This is a genomic window from Ideonella sp. BN130291, from assembly GCF_036231905.1.
Taxonomy (GTDB): Bacteria; Pseudomonadota; Gammaproteobacteria; order Burkholderiales; family Burkholderiaceae_C; genus CAMLIZ01.
Window position 1 is genome coordinate 401,893 of record NZ_JAZARE010000006.1, and the last position, 22,507, is coordinate 424,399.

A 22,507-nucleotide genomic window follows, 5' to 3' on the forward strand; every position below is an offset into this window, starting at 1 on the left:
GGCGGCTGATAACACCGGCGAGCCGGCCGCCCTAGTCTGGCGGCATGCCGGAGCCTGTGCCATGAAACACCGCCTTCTCGTGCTTGCCGCCCACCTTGCCATCAGCGCAGGTGCGCCCATGCCCAGCCACGCGGCGGACAGCGCACCACCGCTCGCCGCCCGGCTCGAGGCGCTGCGCCCCGAGCTGGCGCGCAGCCCGTTCGGCCGACCGCTGGTGCTGCGGGCGAACGATTCCGACACCGCGCCGCAGGGCGACGTCTACGCCATCATCGACCGGCCGATCGGCGCCGTGTCCGCAGCACTGCAAACCCCGGCCCATTGGTGCGAGGTGCTGATGCTGCAGACCAATGTGAAGCGCTGCGCGGCGGGCCAGGGCGCCAACGGCAGCACGCTGGAGGTGGGCATCGCACGCCGCTACACCGACCCCGTGGACAGCGCGCAGTCGATCACCTTCGACTGGCAGGTGCGCGATGCCCGGCCCGAGCACCTGTCGGTGGCGTTGTCGGCGCCGCAGGGGCCGCTGGGCACGCACAACTACCGGCTGCGCTTCGAGGCCGTGCCGGCCGGCGAAGGGCGGTCGTTCGTGCACCTGTCGTATGCCTACGAAACCGCGGCCACCGCCCGCTGGGCCACGAATGTCTACCTCGCCACCAGCGGGCGGGACAAGGTGGGCTTCACCGTCACCGGCCGCGATGAACAAGGCCGTCCGCGCTACGGGGGCGGCATGCAGGGCGTGGCAGAGCGCAACACGATGCGCTACTTCCTCGCGATCGAAAGCCAGGTGGATAGCCTGGCGCTGCCACCGGCCGAGCGCGCCGAGCGGCGCTGGCGTTCGTTCCATGCCGCGCTGGAGCGCTACCCGGCGCAGTTGCACGAAACAGGTCTGCAGGAATACCTGGCACTCAAGCGCCGCGAGGCGGGCGCATCGTGAGTGGCGCCACCGGGTAGCAGGCGACCCGGTGGCAGCGCGTCAATGCGCGGTGTAGCTGCCCATGCGGTGGTGTCGGACACCCTCGCCCCAGGCCCAGTAGCGCTCCACCAGCTGCACCCAGCGGTCGGCGAGCGGCGCGGGCGGCTCGGCGTGCACCCGGCTGACGGCCACGCGGCTGGCAGGGCGCTCCAGCAGACGCAAGGGGGAATGGAAGGTGTTGGCGGTGCTCATACAGGGCCTCATCAGTAGTAACCCGAGGTGAAACCACTTTAGGCCTTCAGGTTTGCGCACACAACCGGGCCATGCGCATTCGCAGTTTGCGCATTCGCACATCCAAACCGATACTGCGGCCCATGGCTGAACTCGACTGGAGCGACCTGCGCTATGCGCTCGCGGTGGGCACCGCCGGCTCGCTGGCGGGCGCGGCGCGCAAGCTGGGCGTGAACCACACCACCGTGCTGCGCCGGCTGGACGCGCTGGAGGCCCACCTGGGCGCGCGCCTGTTCGAGCGCCACCGCAGCGGCTACCACCCCACCGAGGCGGGCATGAGCCTGCTGGAGCAGGCGCGCCGCATGGCCGACCAGGCCGACGAGATCGAGCGCCGCGTGCTCGGCCGTGATCGCGAACTCACCGGCCCGCTGCGCGTGACCACCGCCTTCGTGATCATGGAACACCTGCTGCCCGCACCGCTGGCCGGTTTTGCGCGCCGCTACCCCGGCATCGAGGTGGAGGTGGTGGAAAACGCCTTCCTGGTGGACCTGTCACGCCGCCACGCCGACCAGGCCCAGACCTGGGCCCGGCTGGAAGCCGACGTGGCGCTGCGACTGTCCGCCAACGTGGCGGAGCACCTGGTGGGCCGTCAGGTCGGCATGACGCACTGCCGGGTGTATGCACTGCGCGGCTCGAAGGACCTGCCGCAGGCGGTGACGTCGTTGAGCGCCCTGGTGAAGGAGGCGCCCTGGGTGGCCTTCGAGCGCGACGCGCATTCGCGCGTGTACGACCGCTGGATGCGGCAGCAGCTGGCGCAGGCCAACGTGCGGCTGCGGGTCGACATCTTCAACGCCATGGTCGCGATGATCCGCACCGGCATCGGCGTGGGCGTGCTGCCCACCTTCATGGAAGCCAGCCATGCCGACATCGTGCCGGTGTCGGAGGTGATCCCCGAGCTGTCGGTGCCGGTGTGGATGCTCACGCATCCGGACCTGCGCGAGACCGCGCGGGTGCGGGCCTTCATGCAGTTCGTGGGGGATGCGCTGGGGGAGCGGCTGCGCGCGGGCGCCTCCGCTGCCTGACGGGGCCGGCGCGCCCGGCCGGTGGTGCTACTTCAGCGCCTTGGCGCGGGCTTCGGTGTCGATGTCCACCAGGTGCCACCAGTCGGTCCAGAACACCGGCCGGCGGTAGCCGATCAACCAGGGGTGCACCAGGTCGTTGGCGATGCGGTGCATCGTCGCCTTGTAGGGCACGTAAGCGGCCTGGATGCGCTTGGCCTGCAGGAACAGCGCATCGCGTTCAGGCCCATCCTCCAGCTCGCTCATGCGGTCGTAGAGCTGGTCGAAGGCCGCCAGCTTGAAGTGCGCGAAGTTCTGGCTGCCCGCCTGCGGGCCGTACATCGACGCCAGCGTGTCCTGGCCGTCGGGCTGCGACGCCGAGCCACCCAGCTGCCACATCATCAGCTTGCCGGCGCGCGCAGCCTTCAGGTTCTCCGGCCACTGGGCGATGTCGAACTGGATGCGCAGCCCGATCTCGTTCATGCAGTGCTGCCACTGCTCCGAATACTGGCGCGAGAGCGAGTCGCCCTGGTTGGCCATGCGCAGCACCAGCGGCGAGCCGTCGGGCATGTCGCGCCAGCCGTCGCCGTTCTTGTCGACGTAGCCGTACAGGTCCAGCAGCGCCTTGGCGCGCGCGGGGCTGTACTCGCTCATCTCGCTCTTGTAGGCAGGGTCGTAGCCGCTGGTGTGCGGGATGATGCGCGACTGCGCCGGCACCGCCTGGCCGCGCCGGATCAGCCGGATGTCACGCTCCACGTCGTAACCCAGGCTGATCGCTCGCCGCAGCGCCACCTTGTCCGGCGTGTAACCGCCCACGATCGGGTCCTTCATGTTGAACCAGGCCACCACCACGTCGGCATTCACCGAGCGCTGGTGCACGATGCCGCGCTTGGCAAGATTGGGCGCGAGCTTGCCGCCCGGCACGGCGACCACGACGAATTCATCCGGCACCGGCCCGGTGAGCGTGCCGATCATGTCGGTCTGCCCGTTGAGGAACGCCAGCCAGCGCGGCTGGTTCTCCTCGATGATGGACACCTGCACCTCGTCGATGAAAGGAATGCGCTTGCCCTTGAAGCGCGCCAGGATCGCCTGGCCCTCGGCATCGTCGGGCGCCGGCTCCGCGTCGTAGTACACCGGCCGGTAGCCGGGGTTGCGCTCCAGCACGATCTGCGACGAGCGGCGCCACTGCTTCAGGCGGAACGGCCCCGTGCCCACCGGGTGCGCGGCGATCGCGTCGCCATAGTGCTCCACCACCTCGCGCGCCAGCGCGCCCATGAGGTCGGGTGCGGCCAGCGTTTCAATGAACCGCGGGCGCGACTGCGCCAGCTTGAACTGCAGGGTGTAGCGGTCCAGCGCCTTCAGGCCTTCGATCTCGCGGTCGTAGTTGAAGGGCTTGCGGCTCTTGACCGCGTCCTCGTGCAAGGCTTCGTAGCCCAGCATCGTCGTCTCGATCATGTACGAGATGTGCGGGCTGCGGTTGGCCGGGTCGGCAAAACGCTTGAACGAATAGACGTAGTCCTGCGCGGTGAGCTCGCGCCGCTGGCCCTTGAAGGCCGGGTCGTCGGCGAAGTAGATGCCGGGCTGGATGCGCACGGTCCACGTGCGGTGGTCAGGCGACACCTCCGGCATGGCCGCCGCCGTCTGCGGGCGGATCTTCACCGGCCGTGCCAGGTGGTCGTAGGTGTACAGCGCCTCGAAGATGTGCGGCGTGATGGTGCGCGAGTACAGGTCGTTGATCTTGGCCGGGTCGAACCCGGTCTCCGCCACGCGGAAGGCCACGCGCAGCACCTTGGGCTCGGTGGCTTGCGCGCCTGTCACGACACCGGCCAACGCAACGGCGGCCAGCATGGCGCCAGCCCAGCGGCGCACGGGGCACTGCCGATGATTCACTGTGTTCACTTCACCGCCTTGGCCCGCAGGGCCGTGTCCAAGTCCACCATGTGCCACCAGTCGTTCCAGAACACCGGCCGCCGGTAGCCGATGACCCATGGGTGCACCAGGTCCGTTTCGATCCGGTGCAGCAGGGGCTTGTACGGCATGTAGGCCACGCTCAGGCGCTTGGCCTGCAGGAACAGCGCGTCACGCTCGGGGCCGTCCTCCAGCTCGCTCATGCGGTCGTAGAGCTTGTCCATCTCGGCCAGCTTGAAGCGCGCGAGGTTCTGCGCCCCGGTGTGCGGGCTGTACACGCTGGACAGCGAATCGAGCCCGTCGCCGCCGGCGCTGCTGTAGGCCAGCTGCCACATCATGAAGCGCCCGGCCTGCGCGGTCTTCAAGTTCTCCGGCCACTTGGCGGTGAGGAACTCGATGCGCACGCCGATCGCGCCCATGCTCTTCTTCCACAGCTCGTCGAGCAGCCGCGAGCGCTGGTCGGGCTGGGTGTTCATGCGCAGCACCAGCGGGCTGCCGTCGGGCAGGTCGCGCCAGCCGTCGCCGTTTTTGTCGACATAGCCGTACAGGTCCAGCAGCGCCTTGGCGCGGCCCGGGTCGTAGTCGCTCGCCTCGCTCTTGAACTTGGGGTCGTAGCCGCTGGTGTTGGGCATCAGGCGGGACTGCGCGGGCACCCCCTGCCCCTTGCGCGCAAAACGGATCTCCGCGGGGGTGTTGTAGGCCAGCGAGATGGCGCGCCGCAACGCCACCTTGTCAGGCGTGTAGCCGCCCACCACGGGGTCGTCCATGTTGAACACGGCGATGCCGATGTCCGAGTTCAGCACCCGCCTGGCCACGATGCCACGCTTGGCGAGATTGGGTGCGAGCTTGCCGCCGGGCACCGCGATGTTCACGTAGTCGTTGGGCAGCGGCGCGGCATAGGTGCCGATCATGTCGGTCTGGCCGTTGAGGAAGGCCAGCCAGCGCGGCTGGTCCTCCTCGATGATGGAAATCTGCACCTCATCCACCATGGGGATGCGCCGACCTTTGAACCGCGCCAGCAGCGCCTGGCCTTCGGCGTCGTCGGGCGCGGGCTCGGCGTCGTAATACATCTCGCGGAAGTTCGGGTTTCGCTCCAGCACGATCAAGGACGAACGGCGCCACTGCTTCAACCGGAAGGGCCCCGTGCCCACCGGATGTGCGCCCACCTCTTCGCCATAGGCCTCCACCACTTCGCGCGCCACCGCGCCCCACAGGTCGGACTGCGCCAACTGCGAGCCGAAGCGAGGCCGGGGCTGCGCCAGCTTGAAGCGCAGGGTGTACCGGTCGATCGCCTTCATGCCCTCGATCGGCCGGTCATAGTCGAAGGGCTTGCGTTGCTTCAGCGACTCCTCGCGCAGTGCGTCCAGGCCAAGGATGGTCTGGTTCAGCACGTCCTCTCCCACCGGGCTCTTGTTGGCCGGGTCCACCAGGCGCTTGATGGAGTAGACGTAGTCCTCGGCCACCAGCTCGCGCCGCTGGCCCTTGAAGGCCGGATCGTCGGCGAAGTAGATGCCGGGCTTGAGCTTCACCGTCCAGACGCGGAAGTCAGCCGAATGTTCGGGCATGCCGTCGGCGGTCAGCGGGCGCAGCTTGATCGGCCGCGCGAGGTGGTCGTAGCGGTAGAGCGACTCGAAGATGTGCGGCGTGATGTTGCGCGAATACAGGTCGCTGATCTTGGCCGGATCGAAGGAGGTCTCGGCGACACGGAAGGCCACGCGCAGCACCTTGCGTTCGGGCGCCGGGGCGCCCGCCGAGTCGGCGGCAGGAACGGCGGAAGCAAAAGCGAGCAGCAGCACGCCCAGCAGCCGGATGCACAGGGGTTTCATGAGGGTTGCCTGGAAGGTTGGATGTCCACGTACTGCCAGAACACATTGCCGAACGGCGGGCGGCGAAAGCCCTGCAGCCGGGGTTGCGTCAGGTCGGTGATGATGCGGTGCACGTTGTACTTCTTGGGCGCGAAGGCAATCACCAGCCGGCTGGCCTCGCGGATGAGCGCCATACGCTGCGGGCCGTCGGGCAGCTCGAGGATCTGCTCGTAGAGCTGGTCATAGGCCGGCAGCTTCAGACGCGCGAGGTTCTGCCCGCCGGCGGCAGGCCCGTACAGCGTCTGCATCGAATCCTGCACGTCGGGGGCGGAGGCGGTGCCGCCGAGTTGCCACATCATCAGCTGGCCGGCCTGGGCCTTCTTGTAATTCTCCGGCCACTGCGCCGTTTCGAACACCATGCGCACAGCCAGCGCGTCCATGCACTTCTTCCAGAGCTCGGCAAACTGACGTTCGATCTGGCTGGGCTGCGTCGGGTAGCGCAGCACCAGGGGCTGGCCGTCGGGCAGGTCACGCCAGCCGTCGCCGTCCTTGTCGACGTAGCCGTACAGGTCCAGCAGCGACTTGGCACGGGCGAGGTCGAAGTCGCTGTTCTCGGTCTTGAACTGCGGGTCGTACCCGAAGGTATTCGGCACGACCGGCGACTGCGCCACGATGGCCTGGCCGCGGCGCACGTCGCGGATCTCCCGCTGCACGTCGTACGCCAGGCCGATCGCGCGCCGCAACGCCACCTTCTCCGGCGTGTAGCCGCCCACCACCGGATCCTCCATGTTGAAGTAGAGGTAGACGGTGTCGGCAGCCAGCAGCCGGTGCATTGCCAGACCCTTGCGCGCCAGGTTGGGAGCCAGTTTCCCGCCGGGGATCGCGGTGGTGGCGAAGTCCAACGGCACTGCCACCAGGTCCAGCTCGCCGTTGAGGAAGGCCAGCCAGCGAGGCTGGCTTTCCTCGATGATGGAGATGTCCACCCGGTCCACCATGGGCAGGCGCCGGCCCTTGAAGCGCCGCAGCAGCGCCTGGCCTTCGCGGTCGTCGGCCGCGGGCTGCCCGTCGTAGCGCACCTCGCGGTAGCCGGGGTTGCGTTCCAGCACGATCTGCGAGCTGCGCCGCCAGGACTGCAGCCGGAACGGGCCGGTGCCCACCGGATGCTCCACCAGCTTGTCGCCATAGAACTCCACCACTTCGCGCGCCACGGCGCCGTACAGGCTGGAGTCGGCGATGGTGTACAGGAAGCGCGGGCGCGGATGCGCGAGCTTGAACTGCACGGTGTAGCGGTCGAGCGCGCGGATGCCCTCGACGGGCCGGTCGTAGTCGAAGGGCTTGCGGGTGCTCAGGGCCTCTTCACGCAGCGCCTCCAGCCCCAGCACACCTTCTTCGGCGAAGCTGGCATAGCTGGAGCTCTTGTTCGCCGGATCGAAGTAGCGCTTCCAGGTGTAGACGTAGTCCTGGGCGACCAGCTCGCGCCGCACGCCCTTGAAGGCCGGGTCGTCGGCGAAGTAGATGCCCGGTTGCAGACGAACGGTCCAGGTCTTGAAATCGGCCGACGCCTCCGGCATGCCGGCCGCGGTGTTGGGCACCACCTTGTACGGCCGCGCGAGGTAGTCGTAGCGGTAGGGCGCATCGAACACATGCGCCAGCACCGTGCGCGAATAGATGTCGGTGACACCGACCGGATCGAAGCCGGTCTCCGCGGCGGGGAACGCATAGCGCAGGGTCTTCACGGTCGCCGCCTGGGCGGCCGCCGGGGTGGCCACGGCGGACGCCAACGAAAGCACGGCGCCCAGCAGGGCGGCGGCGAGCAAGCGGCAGATCATCGCTGTCGGCTCCGGGATGCGAGCTGCGCCGTATCGACGTCGATGTAGCGCCAGAAGTCCTTCACGAACACGTTGCGGTGGTAGCCCTGGACCCAGGCGTGCGTCATGTCGGTGAACACGCGGTGCACATGCACCTTGTACGGCATGTAGGCCACCAGCAGGCGCTTGGCCTCGTCGATGCCGGCCTGGCGCTCGGGGCCGTCGGGCAGCACGCGCAGCTGGTCGAAGAGCTGGTTGTAGGCCGGCAGGTCGAAGCGCGCGTGATTCGACTGGCCCTTGTTCGGCCCATAGGCCAGCGAAAGGAAATCTTCCGCATCGGGGATGCTGGCCGACCAGCCCACGCCCCACATCATCAGCTTGCCGGCGCGCGAGGCCTTCAGGTGCTCGGGCCATTGCGCCAGCTTGAAGCGCATGCGCACGCCAATGGCGGCCATGTTCTTCTGCCAGAGGTCGGCGAGCTGGCGGTTCTCACCGTCGTTGGTGGTGGCGTATTCCAGCTCCAGCGGCGAGCCGTCCGGCTGGTCGCGCCAGCCGTCACCGTCCTTGTCCACATAGCCGTACAGGTCCAGCAGCGCCTTGGCGCGGCCGCGGTTGAAGTCGCTCATCTCCGACTTGAACGCCGGCTGGTAGCCCGCCACCAGCGGCGAGACGATCGACTGCGCGGGAATCGCCTGGCTGCGGCGCGCAAGGCGGATCTCACGTTCCACGTCCACCGCCAGGCTGATCGCCCGCCGCAGCGCGATCTTGTCCGGCGTGTAGCCACCCACCACCGGGTTCTCCATGGCGAAGTAGGAGTACGACACATCCGCGCGCGGGTAACGCTCCATGTGGATGCCACGCTTGGCCAGGTTGGGCGCCAGCCGGTTGTTGGGCATCGCGCTGGTGACGAAGTCGTTGGGCACGATCTCCACCATGTCGTGCTCCTGGTTCAGGAAGGCCAGCCAGCGCGGCTGGTTCTCCTCGATGATGGACACCTCCACCCGGTCGATCATCGGCAGGCGCCGGCCCTTGAACTGCGCGGCCACCTGCTGCAGCCGGGTATCTCCCTCGGGCGGGTGCTCGTCGTAGAAGCGCTCGCGGTAGCCGGGGTTGCGCTCCAGCACGATGCGCGAGCTGCGCCGCCATTCGGCCAGGCGATAGGCACCGGTGCCCACCGGGTGCTCCATCATGTGGTCGCCATAACGCTCCACCACCTCGCGCGCCACCGCGCCCACCAAGGACGGATCGGCCATCACGTAGATGAAGCGAGGGTTCGGCTCGGCCAGCTTCACCTGGAAGGTGTAGCGGTCGATCACCCGGGCGCCTTCCACCTCCCGGTCGTAGTCGAAGGGCTGGCGCGTCTTGAGCGCCTGCTGGCGCAGCTCGCTCAGGCCCAGCAGCTTGTTGCCCTCCAGCCAGTACAGCCGGCCGCTCTTCCAGCGCGGGTCGTAGTGGCGCTTGATGCTGTACACGTAGTCAGCCGCCACCAGCTCGCGGCGCCGGCCTTCGAAGGCCGGGTCGTCAGCGAAATAGATGCCCCGCTGCAGCTTGAAGGTGAAGGTGCGGAAATCGGCGGACACCTCGGGCATGGCGGCCGCGGTGTTGGGCCGCACCCGCGTGGGCGAGGCCAGGAACTCGAACTCCAGCGGCGCATCGAAGATGTTGGCTTCGAGGATGCTGGAGTACAGGTCGGTGGTCTGCGCCGGATCGAAGCCCGTCTCCGCCACGCGGAACGCGTAGCGCAGCACCTTCACCGGCGCGGTTGGCGATTGCGCACGCGATGGCGGCATGGCCAGCAGCAGGCTTGTGGCCAACGCCAGCAGGAAGGAACGCTTCATGGTGTTCAAGCCCGGAGGGCGTGGCGGCCGGGTGGGCGGCGGGCCTGAGCCGGGCGGGGTCGACACAGGCGGCGAAGTCTAGCGGCCCGGCCACGGCTCAGCTTGTGTTTCGGCGCCATTCCCATGGAAAACCCGAACCAACGCAGGACAAACCGCCAGGGCAACCGGCGTTTGCTCGGCCTACACTCGCGCATCCCGAATTTTGACGACCACGAGCGCCGCCACAAGCGGCCGCCGGTTCCCTGGAGCGACGATTCATGGCCGCCTACCTGATACGGCGCCTGCTGCAAATGGTGCCCACCCTGCTGGGCGCCGTGCTGCTGGTGTACGTGCTGTTCTACTTCTTCGGCGAAGACCCGGCCGTGATCCTTGGCGGGCAGAACGCCACTGCGGCGCAGATCGAAGCGATCCGCCAGCAGCTCGGCCTCGACCAGCCCTGGTATGTGCAGCTGGGCATCTACCTCAAGCAGGTGGCCACGCTGAACTGGGGCCGCAGCTGGGCCACCAATGAAGCGGTGAGCAACATCTTCGCGACCCGGCTGCCGGCCACGCTGACGGTGATGCTGCCCATCCTGATTCTGGACACCCTGCTCGCGCTGCCGGTGGCCATGTGGGTGGCCTACCGCCGCGGCTCCTTCAGTGACCGCGCCATCATGGTGGGCGCCACCGTGGCGCTGTCGATCTCCTTCCTGGTCTACATCATCGTCGGGCAATACCTGTTCGGCTTCCAGCTCGGCTGGTTCCCGGTGCAGGGCTGGAGCGACAGCCTGTGGACCAACCTCGCGGTGTACGTGCCGCTGCCCGTGATCCTGGCGCTGGCCGTCGGCCTGGCGCCGCAGACCCGGCTGTACCGCAGCTTCTTCCTCGACGAGCTCGGCCAGGACTACGTGCGCACCGCGCGCGCCAAGGGCCTGACGGAGAAGACCGTGCTGTTCAAGCACGTGCTGCGCAACGCGATGATCCCGATCCTCACCAACCTGGGGCTGGCGCTGCCGGGCATCTTCGTCGGCTCCTTCCTGATCGAGGTGTTCTTCTCGATCCCCGGCCTGGGCCGCGAGGTGATCCTGGCGGTCAACCGCAGCGACTATCCGGTGATCCAGGCCACCACCGTGTACCTGGCCCTGCTGACGATGCTCATCAACCTGGGCGTCGACATCCTCTACAAGCTGGTCGATCCGCGGGTGGTCCTCAAATGAGCGCAGTCCTGGACAACAAGATGCCCGCGCCGGCCCCGGCGGCGCAACGCTCCGAAGGCGTCTGGCACGCGGCCTGGCGCCGCCTGCGCACCGACCGCGTGGGCATGCTGGCGATGGCCATCGTGGCGGCCTTCATCCTGCTGATCGTGCTCACGTCCGCCCGCCTGGTGGCGCGCGACTGGCAGGTGGAAAAAGGTGTGCCAAGTGCGCCGCCGACCTTCATGGGCCCGTCCAAGCAGGAAGCTGCCAGCGTGATCGAGAGTCCAAAGGGGCCGAACGTGGACCTGTCGGACATCGACCCGCTGGCGCCACGCTACGCCGAGTGGGCCGAACGCGCGAAGCAGTACAAGACCGAGGAAGCACCGCGCGCGCAGACTTTGCCTTTCGGCGGGGACCGTCTGGGCCGCGACGTGCTCACCAAGACGATCAAGGGCACTCAGACCTCCGTGTTCGTGGGCCTGATCGGCGCGCTGTTCGCCGCCGTGATCGGCACCGTGCTGGGCGCACTGGCGGGCTTTTTCGGTGGGCGCATCGGCGACTTCATCGAATGGGTCTACAACGTGTTCACCGCGATCCCGGACGTGCTGCTGATCCTGGCGTTCGCGGCCATCTTCGGCCGCGGCGTGGGCTCGGTGGCGATCATCCTGTCGCTGGTGGGCTGGACCGGGCTGTACCGCCAGGTGCGCGCAGAGTTCCTCAAGCACTCGTCGCGCGAGTATGTGCGCGCCGCCGAAGCCATCGGCGCCAGCGTGTCGTCACGCATGTTCCGCCACATCCTGCCCAACGTCAGCCACGTGATCTTCGTGCGCATGTCGCTGCTGGTGGTGGGCTTCATCAAGTACGAGGTGATCCTGTCCTACCTCGGGCTGGGTGTGAGCGTGGACGATGTGTCCTGGGGCACGATGCTGGCTGAAGCGCAGCCCGAGCTGATCCTCGGCCACTGGTGGCAGCTGGTGTCTGCCACGCTGTTCATGGCGGTGTTCATCACAGCCTTCTCGATGATGACTGACGCGCTGCGCGACGCGCTGGATCCAAAGCTGCGCGGCCTGGAGTAACGATGTTGCTGAGCCTCCAAGACCTGCGGGTCGCCTTTCGCATGGGCAAGGTCGACGGCGTGGTGCAACGCGCCGAGGCCGTCAAGGGCATCTCGTTCGACATCCCCGAAAACAGCACCCTCGCCCTGGTGGGCGAGTCGGGCTCGGGCAAGAGCGTGACCGCGATGTCCATCCTCAACCTGCTGCCCGACAACGCGGAGCGCAGCGGCCGCATCCTCTACCAGGAGCGGGATCTGCTGCACGCCTCCCTGCCCGAGCTGCAGGCGCTGCGCGGGCGCGACATCGCCTGCGTGTTCCAGGACCCGATGAGTTCGCTGAACCCGGTGTTCACCGTCGGCAACCAGCTGTGCGAACCGCTGATGCGCCACCTGGGCATGAAGCCGAAGGAGGCGCTCGCCAAGGCCGAAAGCCTGCTCAACGAGGTGGGCATGCCGGAGCCCAAGCGCCGGCTGAACGCGTTTCCGCATGAGCTCTCCGGCGGCCAGCAGCAGCGCGTGATGATCGCCATGGCGCTGGCTTGCGAGCCCAAGCTGCTGATCGCCGACGAACCCACCACCGCGCTGGACGTGACCATCCAGCGCCAGATCCTGGAGTTGCTGGCCAAGCTGCAGCAGCGTCATCGCATGAGCGTGCTGTTCATCAGCCATGACCTCGGCGTGGTGGGTGAGATCGCCGACCAGGTGGTGGTGATGCGCCATGGCATCGTGCGCGAGCAGGGCCCCGTGGGCCAGATCTTCAGCGCCCCGAAGGATGCCTACACCCAGGCCCTGCTGGCCTGCCGGCCCAGCCTCACCGAGAACCCGGCCCGCCTGATGGTGATCGACGACCACATCGCCGGCCGCGCCGCGCGCACCGAGCACACGCGCAAGGACCCGAATGCGCCGGTGGTGCTGTCTGTGAGTTCGCTCGCCAAGTCCTTCTGGCTCAAGGAGGGCTTGTTCGGCAAGCGGGAGTTCAAGGCGGTGCAGAACGTGAACTTCCAGCTGCGCAAGGGCCACACGCTCGGCGTGGTGGGCGAGTCGGGTTCCGGCAAGACGACGATGGGCCTGACCTTGCTGCGCCTGCACGAGCCCACTGGCGGCGAGGTGCTGTTCGAGGGCAAGAACCTGCTCAAGCTCTCCGATCGCGAGCGCCAGCTGATGCGCCGGCGCATCCAGATCGTGTTCCAGAACCCGTATGCCTCGCTCAACCCGCGCTTCACCATCGGCGAGACGCTGGTGGAGCCCATGGCCATCCACGGCATCGGCGCCAACACCTCCGAGCGCGAGCAGCGCGCCCGCGCCCTGCTGGAAAAAGTGGGCCTGGACGGCACCGCCTTCGGCAAGTACCCGCACGAGTTTTCCGGTGGCCAGCGCCAGCGCATTGCGATCGCGCGCTGCCTGACGCTCAACCCCGAGGTGCTGGTGCTGGACGAAGCGGTGTCGGCGCTGGATGTGTCGGTGCAGGCGCAGGTGCTCAACCTGCTGAAGGACCTGCAGGACGAACTCGGCCTGTCCTATGTGTTCATCAGCCACGACCTCGCGGTCGTGCGCTTCATTTCCGACGAGGTGCTGGTGATGAAGGACGGGGAGGTGGTGGAGCAGGCGAGCGCCGAGCAGATCCTGCGCGCACCGCAGCAGGACTACACCAAGCGCCTGCTGGGCGCCGTGCCGCGCGGCTGGCAGCCCGCACCGGCCTGAGCGCGCCGCCCAGCCCTTTCCGCCGGCCGGGTGGCAGCGCCCCCCCGGCCTTGAACCCCTCGGTACTGTGGGGCAATTGCGATTTCGCACGATCGTGCTAGATTGTGCCCCATGGAGACCAAGACTGAACGCAGCGGGCTCACGCTGGCTGCGATCCTCGACACGGCGCTGCGCATGGCCGCCGCCGAAGGGCTGGAAAGCCTGACGATCGGCGAGGTGGCCAAGCGTCTGAACCTGTCCAAGAGCGGCGTGTTCTCCCGCGTGGGGTCGCGCGAGGCCCTGCAGAAGGCGGTGCTGGAGGAATACGACCGGCGCTTCCTCAGCGACGTGCTGGTGCCCGCCCTGCGCGAGCCGCGCGGCCTGCCGCGGCTGAACGCCATCATGCGGCTGTGGCTGCAGCGCGTGCGCGACGTCGAAGCGTCGCAAGGCTGCATCTACTGCAAGGGCGCCTTCGAATACGACAGCCGCGAAGGCCCGGTGCGCGAGCTGCTGGAAGACGGCATCCGGCGCTGGCGCAGTTCGCTCAAGCGCACCGTCATCCAGGCCATCGACGCCGGCCACCTGTGCGCGGACACCGACGCCGAGCAGCTGGTGTTCGAGATGGATGCCTTGTTTGTCGGCCTGATGCACGACGCGCGTTTCCTGCGCGAGCCGCGTGCGGCCGAACGCACCTGGACGGCCTGGCAGCGGCTGGCGAGCAGCCACCTCGCGCCCGGCGTCTCCTTGGAACCCGGCCCCTCGACCAGGAGCCCTGCCACGCGCTGAGGGCTACAAGCCCCCGGCGTTTTGTTGTCCTCAATTTCGCACGATCGTGCGACGAAGGGAAAGACGATGTTGATCTTGCTGATCCTCCTGGCGCTGGTGGGCGCCCTGCGCAGCGCCTGGCTGGTGTGGCGCCTGTGGCGCGCCGTGCCGCGGCGCAATTCCGACTTCAACCTGGTGTGACGCGATGGACACCGCTTCCAACCCCGCCGTGCGGCCGGTGACCGCCCAGATCGACGCCTTTTATGCCGGCAGCCGCATCGCGCGCTGGATGGGCCGCGGCATGCGGGCGGCCAACCAGCTGTCGCCGGCGCTGGCGCTGCGCCTGGGGATGCGCCTGTTCTTCACGCCGCTGCCCTCCAAGCTGGCCGCCCGCGCCAAGCCGGTGCCGGCCGCCTGGCGGCCCGAGCGCCTGCCCTTCGAAGGCGGCACGATGGTGCTCTGGCGCCACGCCCCGGCCGCCACCGCCAACGCCTACGTGGACCGGCCCGCCGAGCGCCCGCGGGTGCTGCTGGTGCACGGCTGGGCCGGTGATGCGATGCAGCTGCGGGCGCTGGGCGATGCGCTGGCCGCCGATGGTTTCGATCCGCTGCTGTTGGACTTTCCGGCGCACGGCCGCAGTGACGGCTGGCGCAGCACGCTGCCGCAGTTCGTGCGCGCGCTGTTCGCGGTGCAGGCCCGGGTGGGGCGGCTGCACGGTCTGGTGGCGCATTCGCTGGGCGCGCTGGCGGCCGCCCACGCCGTAGGGCGCGGGCTGGCCGCCGAGCGCCTGGTGCTGATCGCCCCGCCGATCCCGCCCGCCGCATTCATGCACGGTTTCATGCACAGCTTCGGCCTGGGCTCGGGCCAGGCCCGACGCATGAAGGAGCTGGTGCAGCAACGTGAGGGCGTGCCGCTGGAGCAGTTCGAGCCGGCCTGGCTGGGCCAGCATGTACACCAGCCCACCTTGCTGCTGCACGACCGCGACGACCGCATCGCCCCGCTGGCGGCGGCGCAAAGCCTGCTGCAGGCGCTGCCGCGCGCACGCCTGCAGCAGACGGAGGCGCTGGGCCATCGGCGCATCCTGGGCGATGGCGCCGTCGCGGCCGCGGTGGTGTCGCACCTGCGCGCGCGCTGAGCCGCCCACGGCGCCCCGGCGGGTGGCTCAGGCTGCGGCCAATGTGGCCGGATGCTGCGGCAGCGCGGCCGGCCCCGCCACCGTCTGCAACACCACCTCACCCGCATCCCGCGCGGCGGCCAGGTCGCTGCGCACCCGCTCCAGCTGCGCCCGCTCGGCCACCGCCATCAGGCAAGTGGCCCGGTTGCGTCCGCCGGCCTTGGACTGGTAGAGCGCCAGGTCGGCCAGGTGCAGCGCATCCTCCCAGGGCTGGCCGGCAAACATCGGCCAGGCGACGCAACCGCCCGACACCTGCACCCCCAGGGGCTGCCCGCCCGCCAGGAACACCGGCTCGGTGGCAATCGCCCCCAGCACCCGCTCGGCCACCACCGGCAGCGCTTCGCGCGGCGTGGCCGGCAGCACGAGCACGAACTCCTCGCCGCCCCAGCGCACCACGGCATCCTGCTCGCGCAGCAGGCCCTGCAGCCGCCGCGCCACCTCCACCAAAACCTGGTCACCGGCCGCATGGCCATGGGTGTCGTTCACCCCCTTGAAGAAGTCCACGTCCACCAGCATCAGCCCGACGCCGGCCTGGGCGTCCATCGCACCGCGCGCCTGCAGGCGCTGCGTGTGCCGCAGCATCAGCTGATCGCAGTAGCGCCGGTTGTAGGCGCCGGTGAGCGGGTCGTGGCTGGACTGCTCGCTCAGCTTGGCGTTGTCCACCTCCAGCGCGCGGGCGCGCTGGCGCGCCCGGCCCAACCATTGCGCCAGCATCAAGGCGCCCAGGGTCAGCGCCACGGCGGTGGCGGCCCACAGGCGCTGTTGTGAGGTGGTGGCTGCCAGCTCGGCCGCGCGGCGCGCGTTTTCCAGCTGCAGGCGCTCGATCTCGCGGGTCTTGCGTTCGGCGGAAAAGCGCTCCTGCAGGCTCAGTACGTCCTTGTCGCGCTGGGTGCGCGTGAGCTCCTGGCTGAGCGCCACCTGCCGCCGCAAGGCGACGAGCGCCTCGCGCGGGCGGCCGGCGGCCTCCAGCGCATCGACCAGCTGGGCCTGCAGATCTGCCACCTCCAGCTTCAGGCCGAGCTTTTCGGTGATCGCCACACCTTCGCGCACCATCGCCACCCCGGCGTCGGCCTGACCCAGGTGCACCAGCGCCACGCCGCGGTTGACGATGGCAAAGGCCCGCGAATCCTCGTCATGCCGCTTCAGCGCCAGCGCCTGCGCCTGCTCCGCCCAGTGCACTGCCTTGTCGTATTCGTGCACGTCGTTGTGGAAGGCGGCCAGGTTGATCAGCGTGTTGAGCTCCACGTGCTCCAGCCCGGTGGTCGAGCGCGCCAGCCGCAGGATCTCGTGCAGCGGGGCGCGGCGCGGTTCGCCCTCTTTCAAGGTGGCGCGGGCGTAGGCCTCGTTGGCCCGCAGCATCACCATCATGTAGGTGAAGCCGATCTGCCTGGCCAGCGCATAGCCCTCGCCGGCCAGCGCCACCGCGCGCTGCAAATCGCGGCGGCCGGCATTGCTGCGCACCAGCAGGTTGAACATCGTGGCCTGGTCGGCCGGGCGGCGCTCGCGCACCGCCAGCTCGCTGGCCCGGACGGCCGCAGCGATCGCCGCGTCGTACTCACCCAGCACGTCGTTGCCGGAGGCCTGGGCGGACAGCTGCTCGAAAGCCAGCTGCGGGTCAGCCGACAAGGGCATCGCAGCGATCTGCTGCAGCAGCTGCCGAAGCTGCGCGGTGTCGTTCGCCAGCTCGGCCGCCTGCTCACGCCGCAACAGCAGTTCCACGCGGCAGGGCTCGCAGCGCTCCTGCGCTGCCATGCGGCCCAGCTCGGCCAGCGCCGCCGCGGCGAGCGTGTCCTCCCGCAGCCGCAGCGCGTGCCAGGCCACGGCCGCCTGGTAACGCCAGCGCAGGTCCAGCGGCGCGTCGGCGGCCGGCGCCGGGGTGGCCCGCAGGCGCTGCAAGGCCACACGGGGCGAGGAAAACCCGTGGTCGCGAAACTCCTCGAGCAGCGCGCGGGCGGTGTCGCCCGCCCAGGCCGGCTGCATGCAGGCCAGTGCAGCCCAGCACGCGAAGAGCGCAGTCATCCGTTTCATGCCAGCCTTATCGGCAGGCGGCCGGTCGGTCGACAGCACCGATGGCGTGGATCATTCCCGTCAGCGTTGTAACCCCACGCTACCGCTACACCAGCGGTGACGAACGCGTTTGGTCGTTGCTACGCCTTGTTGCCAGCCGCGCGTGAACAAGGTCACGCCACGGCCATTGGCACGAAAGCTGCGCAGGAATGCGCACCCGCGCGCTCCATGTGGTTCGAGTGCCGGGCTTTCGAGGAGTGCGCAAGCGTCATGGCCCAGAAACAATCGATGTCCAAGCCGCGGCTCAGAGCGGCCGGTTTGCGCAGCAACGGTGCTGCATCGTCGCTGCTGCGCCTGTCGCATGCGGCCGAAAGCAACCGGCTGCCCACCGGCAGCGCGCTCACCGGCTGGTTGCGCCGTGCCGCCATGCCCTTGGTGTCCGATTCCATCGTTCCCCGCTAGCGAGAGTTCATCATGTGGAGCAAAGTTCTCAAGCCGGTGCCCGTGACCACCCTGGGCACCACGCGCCCGGCCCCGGCAGCCCTGCCCAGCGCGCCGCCGGCGCGCCCCACGCGCGTGCTGCAGTCCAGCCGCACGCCGCAACAGCTGTCCTTCGAGTTTCGGCGCGGCTGACCCGATCGCGCGCAGGCGTCGACCCCGGTTGACGTCCAGGGGGAGCGGGCGCCAGGGGTGTTGAGAGCGAGCTCCCTGGATCTCCCGTCCCGCTCCCCCTCTTTTTTCACGCTTGCCCTGCTGCTGCGCCCAAGCCGGCGCCAGCGCGGCCGCCCAGGCCGCCTAAACTGCCCGCGGGCTGTACCGCATCGCCGGCGCAGCCAGTACAGGCCACCCGTCGCGGTGGCCACGCATGCTGGAGGGTGCCGATGAACCTGACCCCGGAACGCATGGCGCACGCCATGCAGCGCCGCCGTGCGACCGCCATGCCGGCGCGTTCGTGCGCCCGCGTCGGGTGAGCGCTCGCTCAAGTCGCCCAGCGAGCGGTCGATACCTCGGGCCATGATCGGCGCGCTTTCGTCCCGCGGGGCAGTACGCGGCGCGGCGCGCACCTGGGGCGTTGTCGTGCTGCTGCTGTGCCTGGCCATGCCGGCGAGCGCGCTCACCCCGCAGGAGGCGGACCAGCAGCTCGCCGTCCTGCGCCACCACGGCCGCGCCCAGCCGGAGGCCGCGGCGGCCGCCCTGGTGACCCTGCTGGGGCGCCTGCCGCCCCAAGCGCCCCAGCGCATCACCGCGCTGGAGCAGCTCGGCCTGCTGCGCGCGGTGATGAACGACACCGACGGCGGCGAGCGTGTGGCGGCCCAGCTGGAGCAGCTGGCGCAAGAGCTGCCCGCCTGGCGTGCCCGCGCCGAGGCCGGGGCCGGCCTGGTGCGCGCCAAGCTGGCGTACCACACCGGCACGGTCAACCGGGCCGAGCGCCTGATGAGCGAGGCGCTGCACCGCCTGCCGGACAACACGCCGCCGCTGCAGCGCGTGCCCTACCTGCTGCTGGCCGGCGACGTGAAGGAGCGCACCGGCCGGCTCGACGACTCGGTGCGGCTGCATCTGCAGGCGCTGCAGCTGGCCGACGCGTCCGGCGAGCCCTGGCTGCGCAGCGAAGTGCGCAGCACCCTGGCCTACACCCTGTACGAGGCGCGCCAGAAGGACCGTGCGCGCGCGCTCAACCAGGAGGCGGTGTCGCTGGCCGAGCAGGCTGGCGACTCGGTGGCAATGGCTGGCGCGATGACGACGCAAGCCATCTTGCTGGGGGGTGAGGGAAAGGACGACCCCGCCGAACTGGCTGCGCTGCGCTCGGCGATCGAGCACGCCCGCCGCGCGGGTGCCAAGCGCGACGAGATCCTGGGCCTGGCCAACATCGCCGACTACTACCTCAAGCGCGGCCAGTACGAGGTGGCGCTGCAGATGTCGGAACAGGCCCTGCCGCTGGCGCGCGAGGTGAAGAACCGCAGCTCCGAAAGCCTGGCGCTCACCAACATCGGCCTGGCGCTGATCTCCCTGCATCGCAAGGCCGAGGGCCTGAAGGCAGTGCAGGCGGCGCTGGCGATCGAGGAGCGCATCGGCGCGGTCACCAGCATGGCCGACACGTACGCCGAGCTCGGCACCTACCTGGAAAAGGCCGGCGAGCTGAAAGACGCGCTGGAGGCTTACCGCCAGCACCGGCGCCTGGCCGACGAGGTGTTCCGGCAGGAGCAGCAGCAGGCGATCGTGGAGATGCAGGAGAGCTACGACAACGAGCGCCGCAACCGCGACATCGACCTGCTCAACCGCGAGAGCCGGCTGAAAGAGGAGCAGCTGCTCGAGCGTGAGCTGCACCAGCGCCTGTGGGCCACGGGCGCCGCCCTGGCGCTGCTGGTGCTGGGCGTGATCGTGCTGCTGGTGCAGCGCGGCCGGCGCGCCAACCAGCTGCTGGCCAGCACCAACGAGCTGCTGAAGGTGCAAAGCGAACGTGACCCGCTCACCGGCCTGGCCAACCGCCGCCATTTCCAGCAGGCGCTGGTGGCCCTGGCCGCCGACGGCCGCCTGGCCGGCACCATCTACCTGCTGGACCTGGACCACTTCAAGCGCATCAACGACGAGCATGGCCATGCCGCGGGCGATGCGGTGCTGGTGGAAACGGCGCGCCGCCTGCGTGCCACGCTGCGCGAGGAAGACCTGATCGTGCGCTGGGGCGGCGAGGAGTTCCTGGTGGTCGTGCAGGCCTTGTCGCCCGAGCAGGTGGAAGGGCTGGCGCAGCGCCTGCTCGCCGCGGTGGCCGCCGAGCCGATGCAGTGCGTGAACAGCCGGCTGGATGTCACCGCGTCCGTCGGTTTTGCCACCTTCCCGCTGGAGCCCGCGGGCGTGGCGCTGTCGTGGGAACGGGCGATCGAGCTGGTGGACACCGCGATGTACCTGGCCAAGGCCCATGGCCGCAACCGGGCCTATGGCATCCGGCTGCTGCATGCCGCGACCGAGAGCGAGGTGGTACCCATCGTCAAGACGCTGGAGCAATCCTGGCGCGAAGGCCGGGTGGCGCTCACGCTGCTGCAGGGCCCGCCTTCCGCGCAGGAGGTGGCCGCATGAAGCGCGTGCTGGGGCAGGCGCTGCTGCTGGTGCTGGCCTGGGCCGGCGGCGCGGCGGCGGCCACGTCCATCCGCAGCTGGCAGGAACAGCTGGACCAGCAGGTGCAGCTGGGCTACGACCGGCCCGACGCCGCCCTGGCCACGCTGCAAGCCCTGCTGCCGCAGGCGGCGGCCGACCCGAATGCGGAGCGGGCCTGGTGGCTGGCGCGCGGGCTGGTGGAGGCGCGCAGCGGCCGCGAACCGGCCGCGCTGGCCAGCGCCCAGCGGCTGGACGCGCTCCAGCAGGCCCATTCCGACCCCATGGCCGGCGCCGACGCCGAGCTGGTGCGGGCGGTGGTGGACGAAAACGGCGGCCGCCTCGGGCGCGCGGCCGAACATGCGCAGACCGCGCTGGTGCACTACGAGCAGCTCTGCGGCAAGGTGGCGGCGGCACCGCGGGTGGATTGCGACCACCGTGCACGCTGGCGCGCCATGCAGGTGCTGGCCTCGCGCGCCACGGCGCAGGGCATCCAGGTCAACCAGCGCCAGATCTGGCAGGCCGCGGCCGCGCTGGCACACGATGCGCAGGATCTCTACCGGGAGGCCTGGAGCCTGGCCTTGCTGGCCAGCGCCCATGCGAGCGCCGGTGAGTTCGACGCTGCCAGCCGGCTGATCCAGCAGGCCAACCGCATGGCGCGCCTGCAGGGGGCATCCGACCTGACAGCCCGGCTGAAGCTGAGCGAGGCGCGGGTGCTGGGCCGCCGCGGCGACGCGGCTGCCGCGCGCGAGGCCTCCGAAGAAGGCGCCCGCCTGGCGCGGGAGGCGGGTTCTCCGCGGCTCGAAGCGCTGTTCCTCACCAACCTCAGCGACGACTACGTCAACGCCGGCCAGCCGCAACGCGCGCTGCGCGCGGTGGAGCGGGCGCTGCCCACGGTGCGCCGCTATGGCCAGGTGCTGGCCGAGCGCACGCTGCTGCACAACGCCAGCCTGGCGCGGCTGGGCCTGGGGCAGCTCGCGGGCGCGAAGAAGGACTTCGAGCACATGCTCACCTTGTGGGAATCCAGCGGCGAGGCGGACCAGGCCACCGTGCTGCGCGAGTTCGGCAGCGCCCTGGCCAACGCGGGGGACCTGAGCGGCGCGCTGGAGCTCTACCACCGCGAGCGCAAGCTGGCGGCCGACATCATGGCGCGCAACCGCGACAGCGCGGTGCGCGAGCTGCAGGCCCGCTACGAACGCGAGGCCAAGCAGCGCAGCATCGAGCTGCTGGAGCGCGACAACGCGCTCAAGACCGCCCGCATCGGCAACCGGGCGCTGCTGCAGCGTGTATGGACCCTGCTCGCAGCCACGCTGGTGGCCGCCACGGCCTTTGCCGTGCTGCTGTACCTGCGGGTGCGCGAAACCCAGCGCCAGCTCGAACACAGCCACGCCCGCCTGCGGGTGCAGAGCGAGCGCGATGCGCTCACCGGGCTGGCGAACCGGCGCTACTTCCAGGACGTGATGCGCCAGCGCGGCGCGCACCAGGCGTTCGAGGGCTCGCTGCTGCTGGTGGACATCGACCACTTCAAGCATGTCAACGACCGGCACGGCCATGCCGCCGGCGACGAGGTGCTGGTGGAAGTGGCGCGCCGCCTGGCGGACGCGGTGCGCAGCGAGGATGTGCTGGTGCGCTGGGGCGGGGAGGAGTTCCTGGTGTTCGCACCCGCACTCGAACCCGACGCGCTGGAGGCCTTTGCCGAACGCCTGCTGCGGACAGTGGCGGCCGAGCCCGTGGCCTGCAGCGGCCCGCAGGCGCTGCGCGTCACCGTGTCGATCGGCCAGGCGCACTTCCCGCTCGCGCCTTCGGGCCTGCGCCTGACCTGGGAGCAGGCGGTGAACTTCATCGACATGGCGCTCTACACCGCCAAGAGCCTGGGCCGCAACCGGGCGGTGGGCATCGTGTCGGTGCGTGCCGACGATGTGGACGCGATGCGCGCGGTGGAACAGGACTTCGAGCGCGCCTGGACCGAAGGCACGGTGGTGCTGCACGTGACCGAAGGGCCCTGAG

17 protein-coding genes are annotated in these 22,507 nt (G+C 69.6%); 11 read left to right on the top strand and 6 right to left on the bottom strand.

The genetic code is table 11. The features are described from left to right. The first annotated feature begins 61 nt into the window (after window positions 1-61). A complete protein-coding gene (locus VPH43_RS15610; protein WP_328578639.1) occupies window positions 62-931 on the top strand; it encodes a hypothetical protein in 870 nt (289 codons plus the stop codon). Window positions 932-970: 39 nt separating this feature from the next. Here VPH43_RS15610 and VPH43_RS15615 read toward each other — a convergent pair whose 3' ends face one another. Beyond that, window positions 971-1,162 (bottom strand): hypothetical protein, encoded by a 192-nt coding sequence (locus VPH43_RS15615; protein ID WP_328578640.1) that lies wholly within the window; start codon window positions 1,160-1,162, stop codon window positions 971-973. Between the two features lie 122 nt (window positions 1,163-1,284). Between VPH43_RS15615 and VPH43_RS15620 the strand changes: the two genes are divergently transcribed. After that, window positions 1,285-2,223, top strand: coding sequence for a LysR family transcriptional regulator (locus VPH43_RS15620; protein WP_328578641.1), 939 nt, complete (start codon window positions 1,285-1,287; stop codon window positions 2,221-2,223). A gap of 27 nt (window positions 2,224-2,250) precedes the next feature. Here VPH43_RS15620 and VPH43_RS15625 read toward each other — a convergent pair whose 3' ends face one another. From VPH43_RS15625 to VPH43_RS15640, 4 genes are read right to left on the bottom strand one after another with little or no spacing between them, the layout of a single operon-like run. Beyond that, on the bottom strand, window positions 2,251-4,047 hold the full coding sequence (locus tag VPH43_RS15625) for an ABC transporter substrate-binding protein (RefSeq protein ID WP_328578642.1): 1,797 nt from the start codon (window positions 4,045-4,047) through the stop codon (window positions 2,251-2,253). Window positions 4,048-4,094: 47 nt separating this feature from the next. Beyond that, entirely contained in the window at window positions 4,095-5,933 is a 1,839-nt protein-coding gene (locus tag VPH43_RS15630) for an ABC transporter substrate-binding protein (RefSeq protein WP_328578643.1), read from the bottom strand. Next, complete coding sequence (locus tag VPH43_RS15635) at window positions 5,930-7,741, bottom strand: ABC transporter substrate-binding protein (RefSeq protein ID WP_328578644.1); 1,812 nt, start codon at window positions 7,739-7,741, stop codon at window positions 5,930-5,932. The genes VPH43_RS15630 and VPH43_RS15635 overlap by 4 nt, the downstream gene beginning before the upstream one ends. Next, on the bottom strand, window positions 7,738-9,558 hold the full coding sequence (locus VPH43_RS15640; RefSeq protein ID WP_328578645.1) for an ABC transporter substrate-binding protein: 1,821 nt from the start codon (window positions 9,556-9,558) through the stop codon (window positions 7,738-7,740). The genes VPH43_RS15635 and VPH43_RS15640 overlap by 4 nt, the downstream gene beginning before the upstream one ends. A gap of 257 nt (window positions 9,559-9,815) precedes the next feature. Between VPH43_RS15640 and VPH43_RS15645 the strand changes: the two genes are divergently transcribed. The 5 genes from VPH43_RS15645 (at window position 9,816) to VPH43_RS15665 (ending at window position 15,367) form a co-directional block, all read left to right on the top strand. Further along, window positions 9,816-10,754 (top strand): ABC transporter permease, encoded by a 939-nt coding sequence (locus tag VPH43_RS15645; protein ID WP_328578646.1) that lies wholly within the window; start codon window positions 9,816-9,818, stop codon window positions 10,752-10,754. Further along, a complete protein-coding gene (locus tag VPH43_RS15650; RefSeq protein WP_328578647.1) occupies window positions 10,751-11,809 on the top strand; it encodes an ABC transporter permease in 1,059 nt (352 codons plus the stop codon). The genes VPH43_RS15645 and VPH43_RS15650 overlap by 4 nt, the downstream gene beginning before the upstream one ends. Window positions 11,810-11,811: 2 nt before the next feature. After that, entirely contained in the window at window positions 11,812-13,488 is a 1,677-nt protein-coding gene (locus VPH43_RS15655) for an ABC transporter ATP-binding protein (protein ID WP_328578648.1), read from the top strand. Between the two features lie 111 nt (window positions 13,489-13,599). Further along, window positions 13,600-14,253, top strand: coding sequence for a TetR/AcrR family transcriptional regulator (locus tag VPH43_RS15660; protein ID WP_328578649.1), 654 nt, complete (start codon window positions 13,600-13,602; stop codon window positions 14,251-14,253). Between the two features lie 184 nt (window positions 14,254-14,437). Continuing rightward, window positions 14,438-15,367: an alpha/beta hydrolase gene (locus VPH43_RS15665; RefSeq protein ID WP_328578650.1), complete on the top strand. Its 930-nt coding sequence runs from the start codon at window positions 14,438-14,440 to the stop codon at window positions 15,365-15,367. Window positions 15,368-15,394: 27 nt separating this feature from the next. Here VPH43_RS15665 and VPH43_RS15670 read toward each other — a convergent pair whose 3' ends face one another. Continuing rightward, the gene (locus VPH43_RS15670; protein ID WP_328578651.1) at window positions 15,395-17,425 is read right to left on the bottom strand and encodes a GGDEF domain-containing protein; all 2,031 of its coding nucleotides are present in this window, start codon (window positions 17,423-17,425) and stop codon (window positions 15,395-15,397) included. Between the two features lie 258 nt (window positions 17,426-17,683). Between VPH43_RS15670 and VPH43_RS15675 the strand changes: the two genes are divergently transcribed. From VPH43_RS15675 to VPH43_RS15690, 4 genes are all read left to right on the top strand, one after another. Then, on the top strand, window positions 17,684-17,875 hold the full coding sequence (locus tag VPH43_RS15675; RefSeq protein WP_328578652.1) for a hypothetical protein: 192 nt from the start codon (window positions 17,684-17,686) through the stop codon (window positions 17,873-17,875). Window positions 17,876-17,887: 12 nt separating this feature from the next. Further along, window positions 17,888-18,046, top strand: a complete 159-nt coding sequence (locus VPH43_RS15680; RefSeq protein WP_328578653.1) for a hypothetical protein — start codon at window positions 17,888-17,890, stop codon at window positions 18,044-18,046. Between the two features lie 381 nt (window positions 18,047-18,427). Further along, window positions 18,428-20,485 (top strand): GGDEF domain-containing protein, encoded by a 2,058-nt coding sequence (locus VPH43_RS15685; RefSeq protein WP_328578654.1) that lies wholly within the window; start codon window positions 18,428-18,430, stop codon window positions 20,483-20,485. Continuing rightward, the gene (locus tag VPH43_RS15690; protein ID WP_328578655.1) at window positions 20,482-22,506 is read left to right on the top strand and encodes a GGDEF domain-containing protein; all 2,025 of its coding nucleotides are present in this window, start codon (window positions 20,482-20,484) and stop codon (window positions 22,504-22,506) included. Before VPH43_RS15685 ends, VPH43_RS15690 begins: the two co-directional genes overlap by 4 nt. Window position 22,507: the final 1 nt, after the last annotated feature.

Coding starts and splice junctions, on each gene's coding strand:
- VPH43_RS15665 (WP_328578650.1), top strand. CDS start 14,438: ATGGACACCGCTTCCAACCCCGCCGTGCGGCCGGTGACCGCCCAGATC.
- VPH43_RS15645 (WP_328578646.1), top strand. CDS start 9,816: ATGGCCGCCTACCTGATACGGCGCCTGCTGCAAATGGTGCCCACCCTG.
- VPH43_RS15690 (WP_328578655.1), top strand. CDS start 20,482: ATGAAGCGCGTGCTGGGGCAGGCGCTGCTGCTGGTGCTGGCCTGGGCC.
- VPH43_RS15640 (WP_328578645.1), bottom strand. CDS start 9,558: ATGAAGCGTTCCTTCCTGCTGGCGTTGGCCACAAGCCTGCTGCTGGCC.
- VPH43_RS15620 (WP_328578641.1), top strand. CDS start 1,285: ATGGCTGAACTCGACTGGAGCGACCTGCGCTATGCGCTCGCGGTGGGC.
- VPH43_RS15650 (WP_328578647.1), top strand. CDS start 10,751: ATGAGCGCAGTCCTGGACAACAAGATGCCCGCGCCGGCCCCGGCGGCG.
- VPH43_RS15610 (WP_328578639.1), top strand. CDS start 62: ATGAAACACCGCCTTCTCGTGCTTGCCGCCCACCTTGCCATCAGCGCA.
- VPH43_RS15675 (WP_328578652.1), top strand. CDS start 17,684: ATGGCCCAGAAACAATCGATGTCCAAGCCGCGGCTCAGAGCGGCCGGT.
- VPH43_RS15680 (WP_328578653.1), top strand. CDS start 17,888: ATGTGGAGCAAAGTTCTCAAGCCGGTGCCCGTGACCACCCTGGGCACC.
- VPH43_RS15670 (WP_328578651.1), bottom strand. CDS start 17,425: ATGACTGCGCTCTTCGCGTGCTGGGCTGCACTGGCCTGCATGCAGCCG.
- VPH43_RS15635 (WP_328578644.1), bottom strand. CDS start 7,741: ATGATCTGCCGCTTGCTCGCCGCCGCCCTGCTGGGCGCCGTGCTTTCG.
- VPH43_RS15625 (WP_328578642.1), bottom strand. CDS start 4,047: ATGCTGGCCGCCGTTGCGTTGGCCGGTGTCGTGACAGGCGCGCAAGCC.
- VPH43_RS15630 (WP_328578643.1), bottom strand. CDS start 5,933: ATGAAACCCCTGTGCATCCGGCTGCTGGGCGTGCTGCTGCTCGCTTTT.
- VPH43_RS15655 (WP_328578648.1), top strand. CDS start 11,812: ATGTTGCTGAGCCTCCAAGACCTGCGGGTCGCCTTTCGCATGGGCAAG.
- VPH43_RS15615 (WP_328578640.1), bottom strand. CDS start 1,162: ATGAGCACCGCCAACACCTTCCATTCCCCCTTGCGTCTGCTGGAGCGC.
- VPH43_RS15660 (WP_328578649.1), top strand. CDS start 13,600: ATGGAGACCAAGACTGAACGCAGCGGGCTCACGCTGGCTGCGATCCTC.
- VPH43_RS15685 (WP_328578654.1), top strand. CDS start 18,428: ATGATCGGCGCGCTTTCGTCCCGCGGGGCAGTACGCGGCGCGGCGCGC.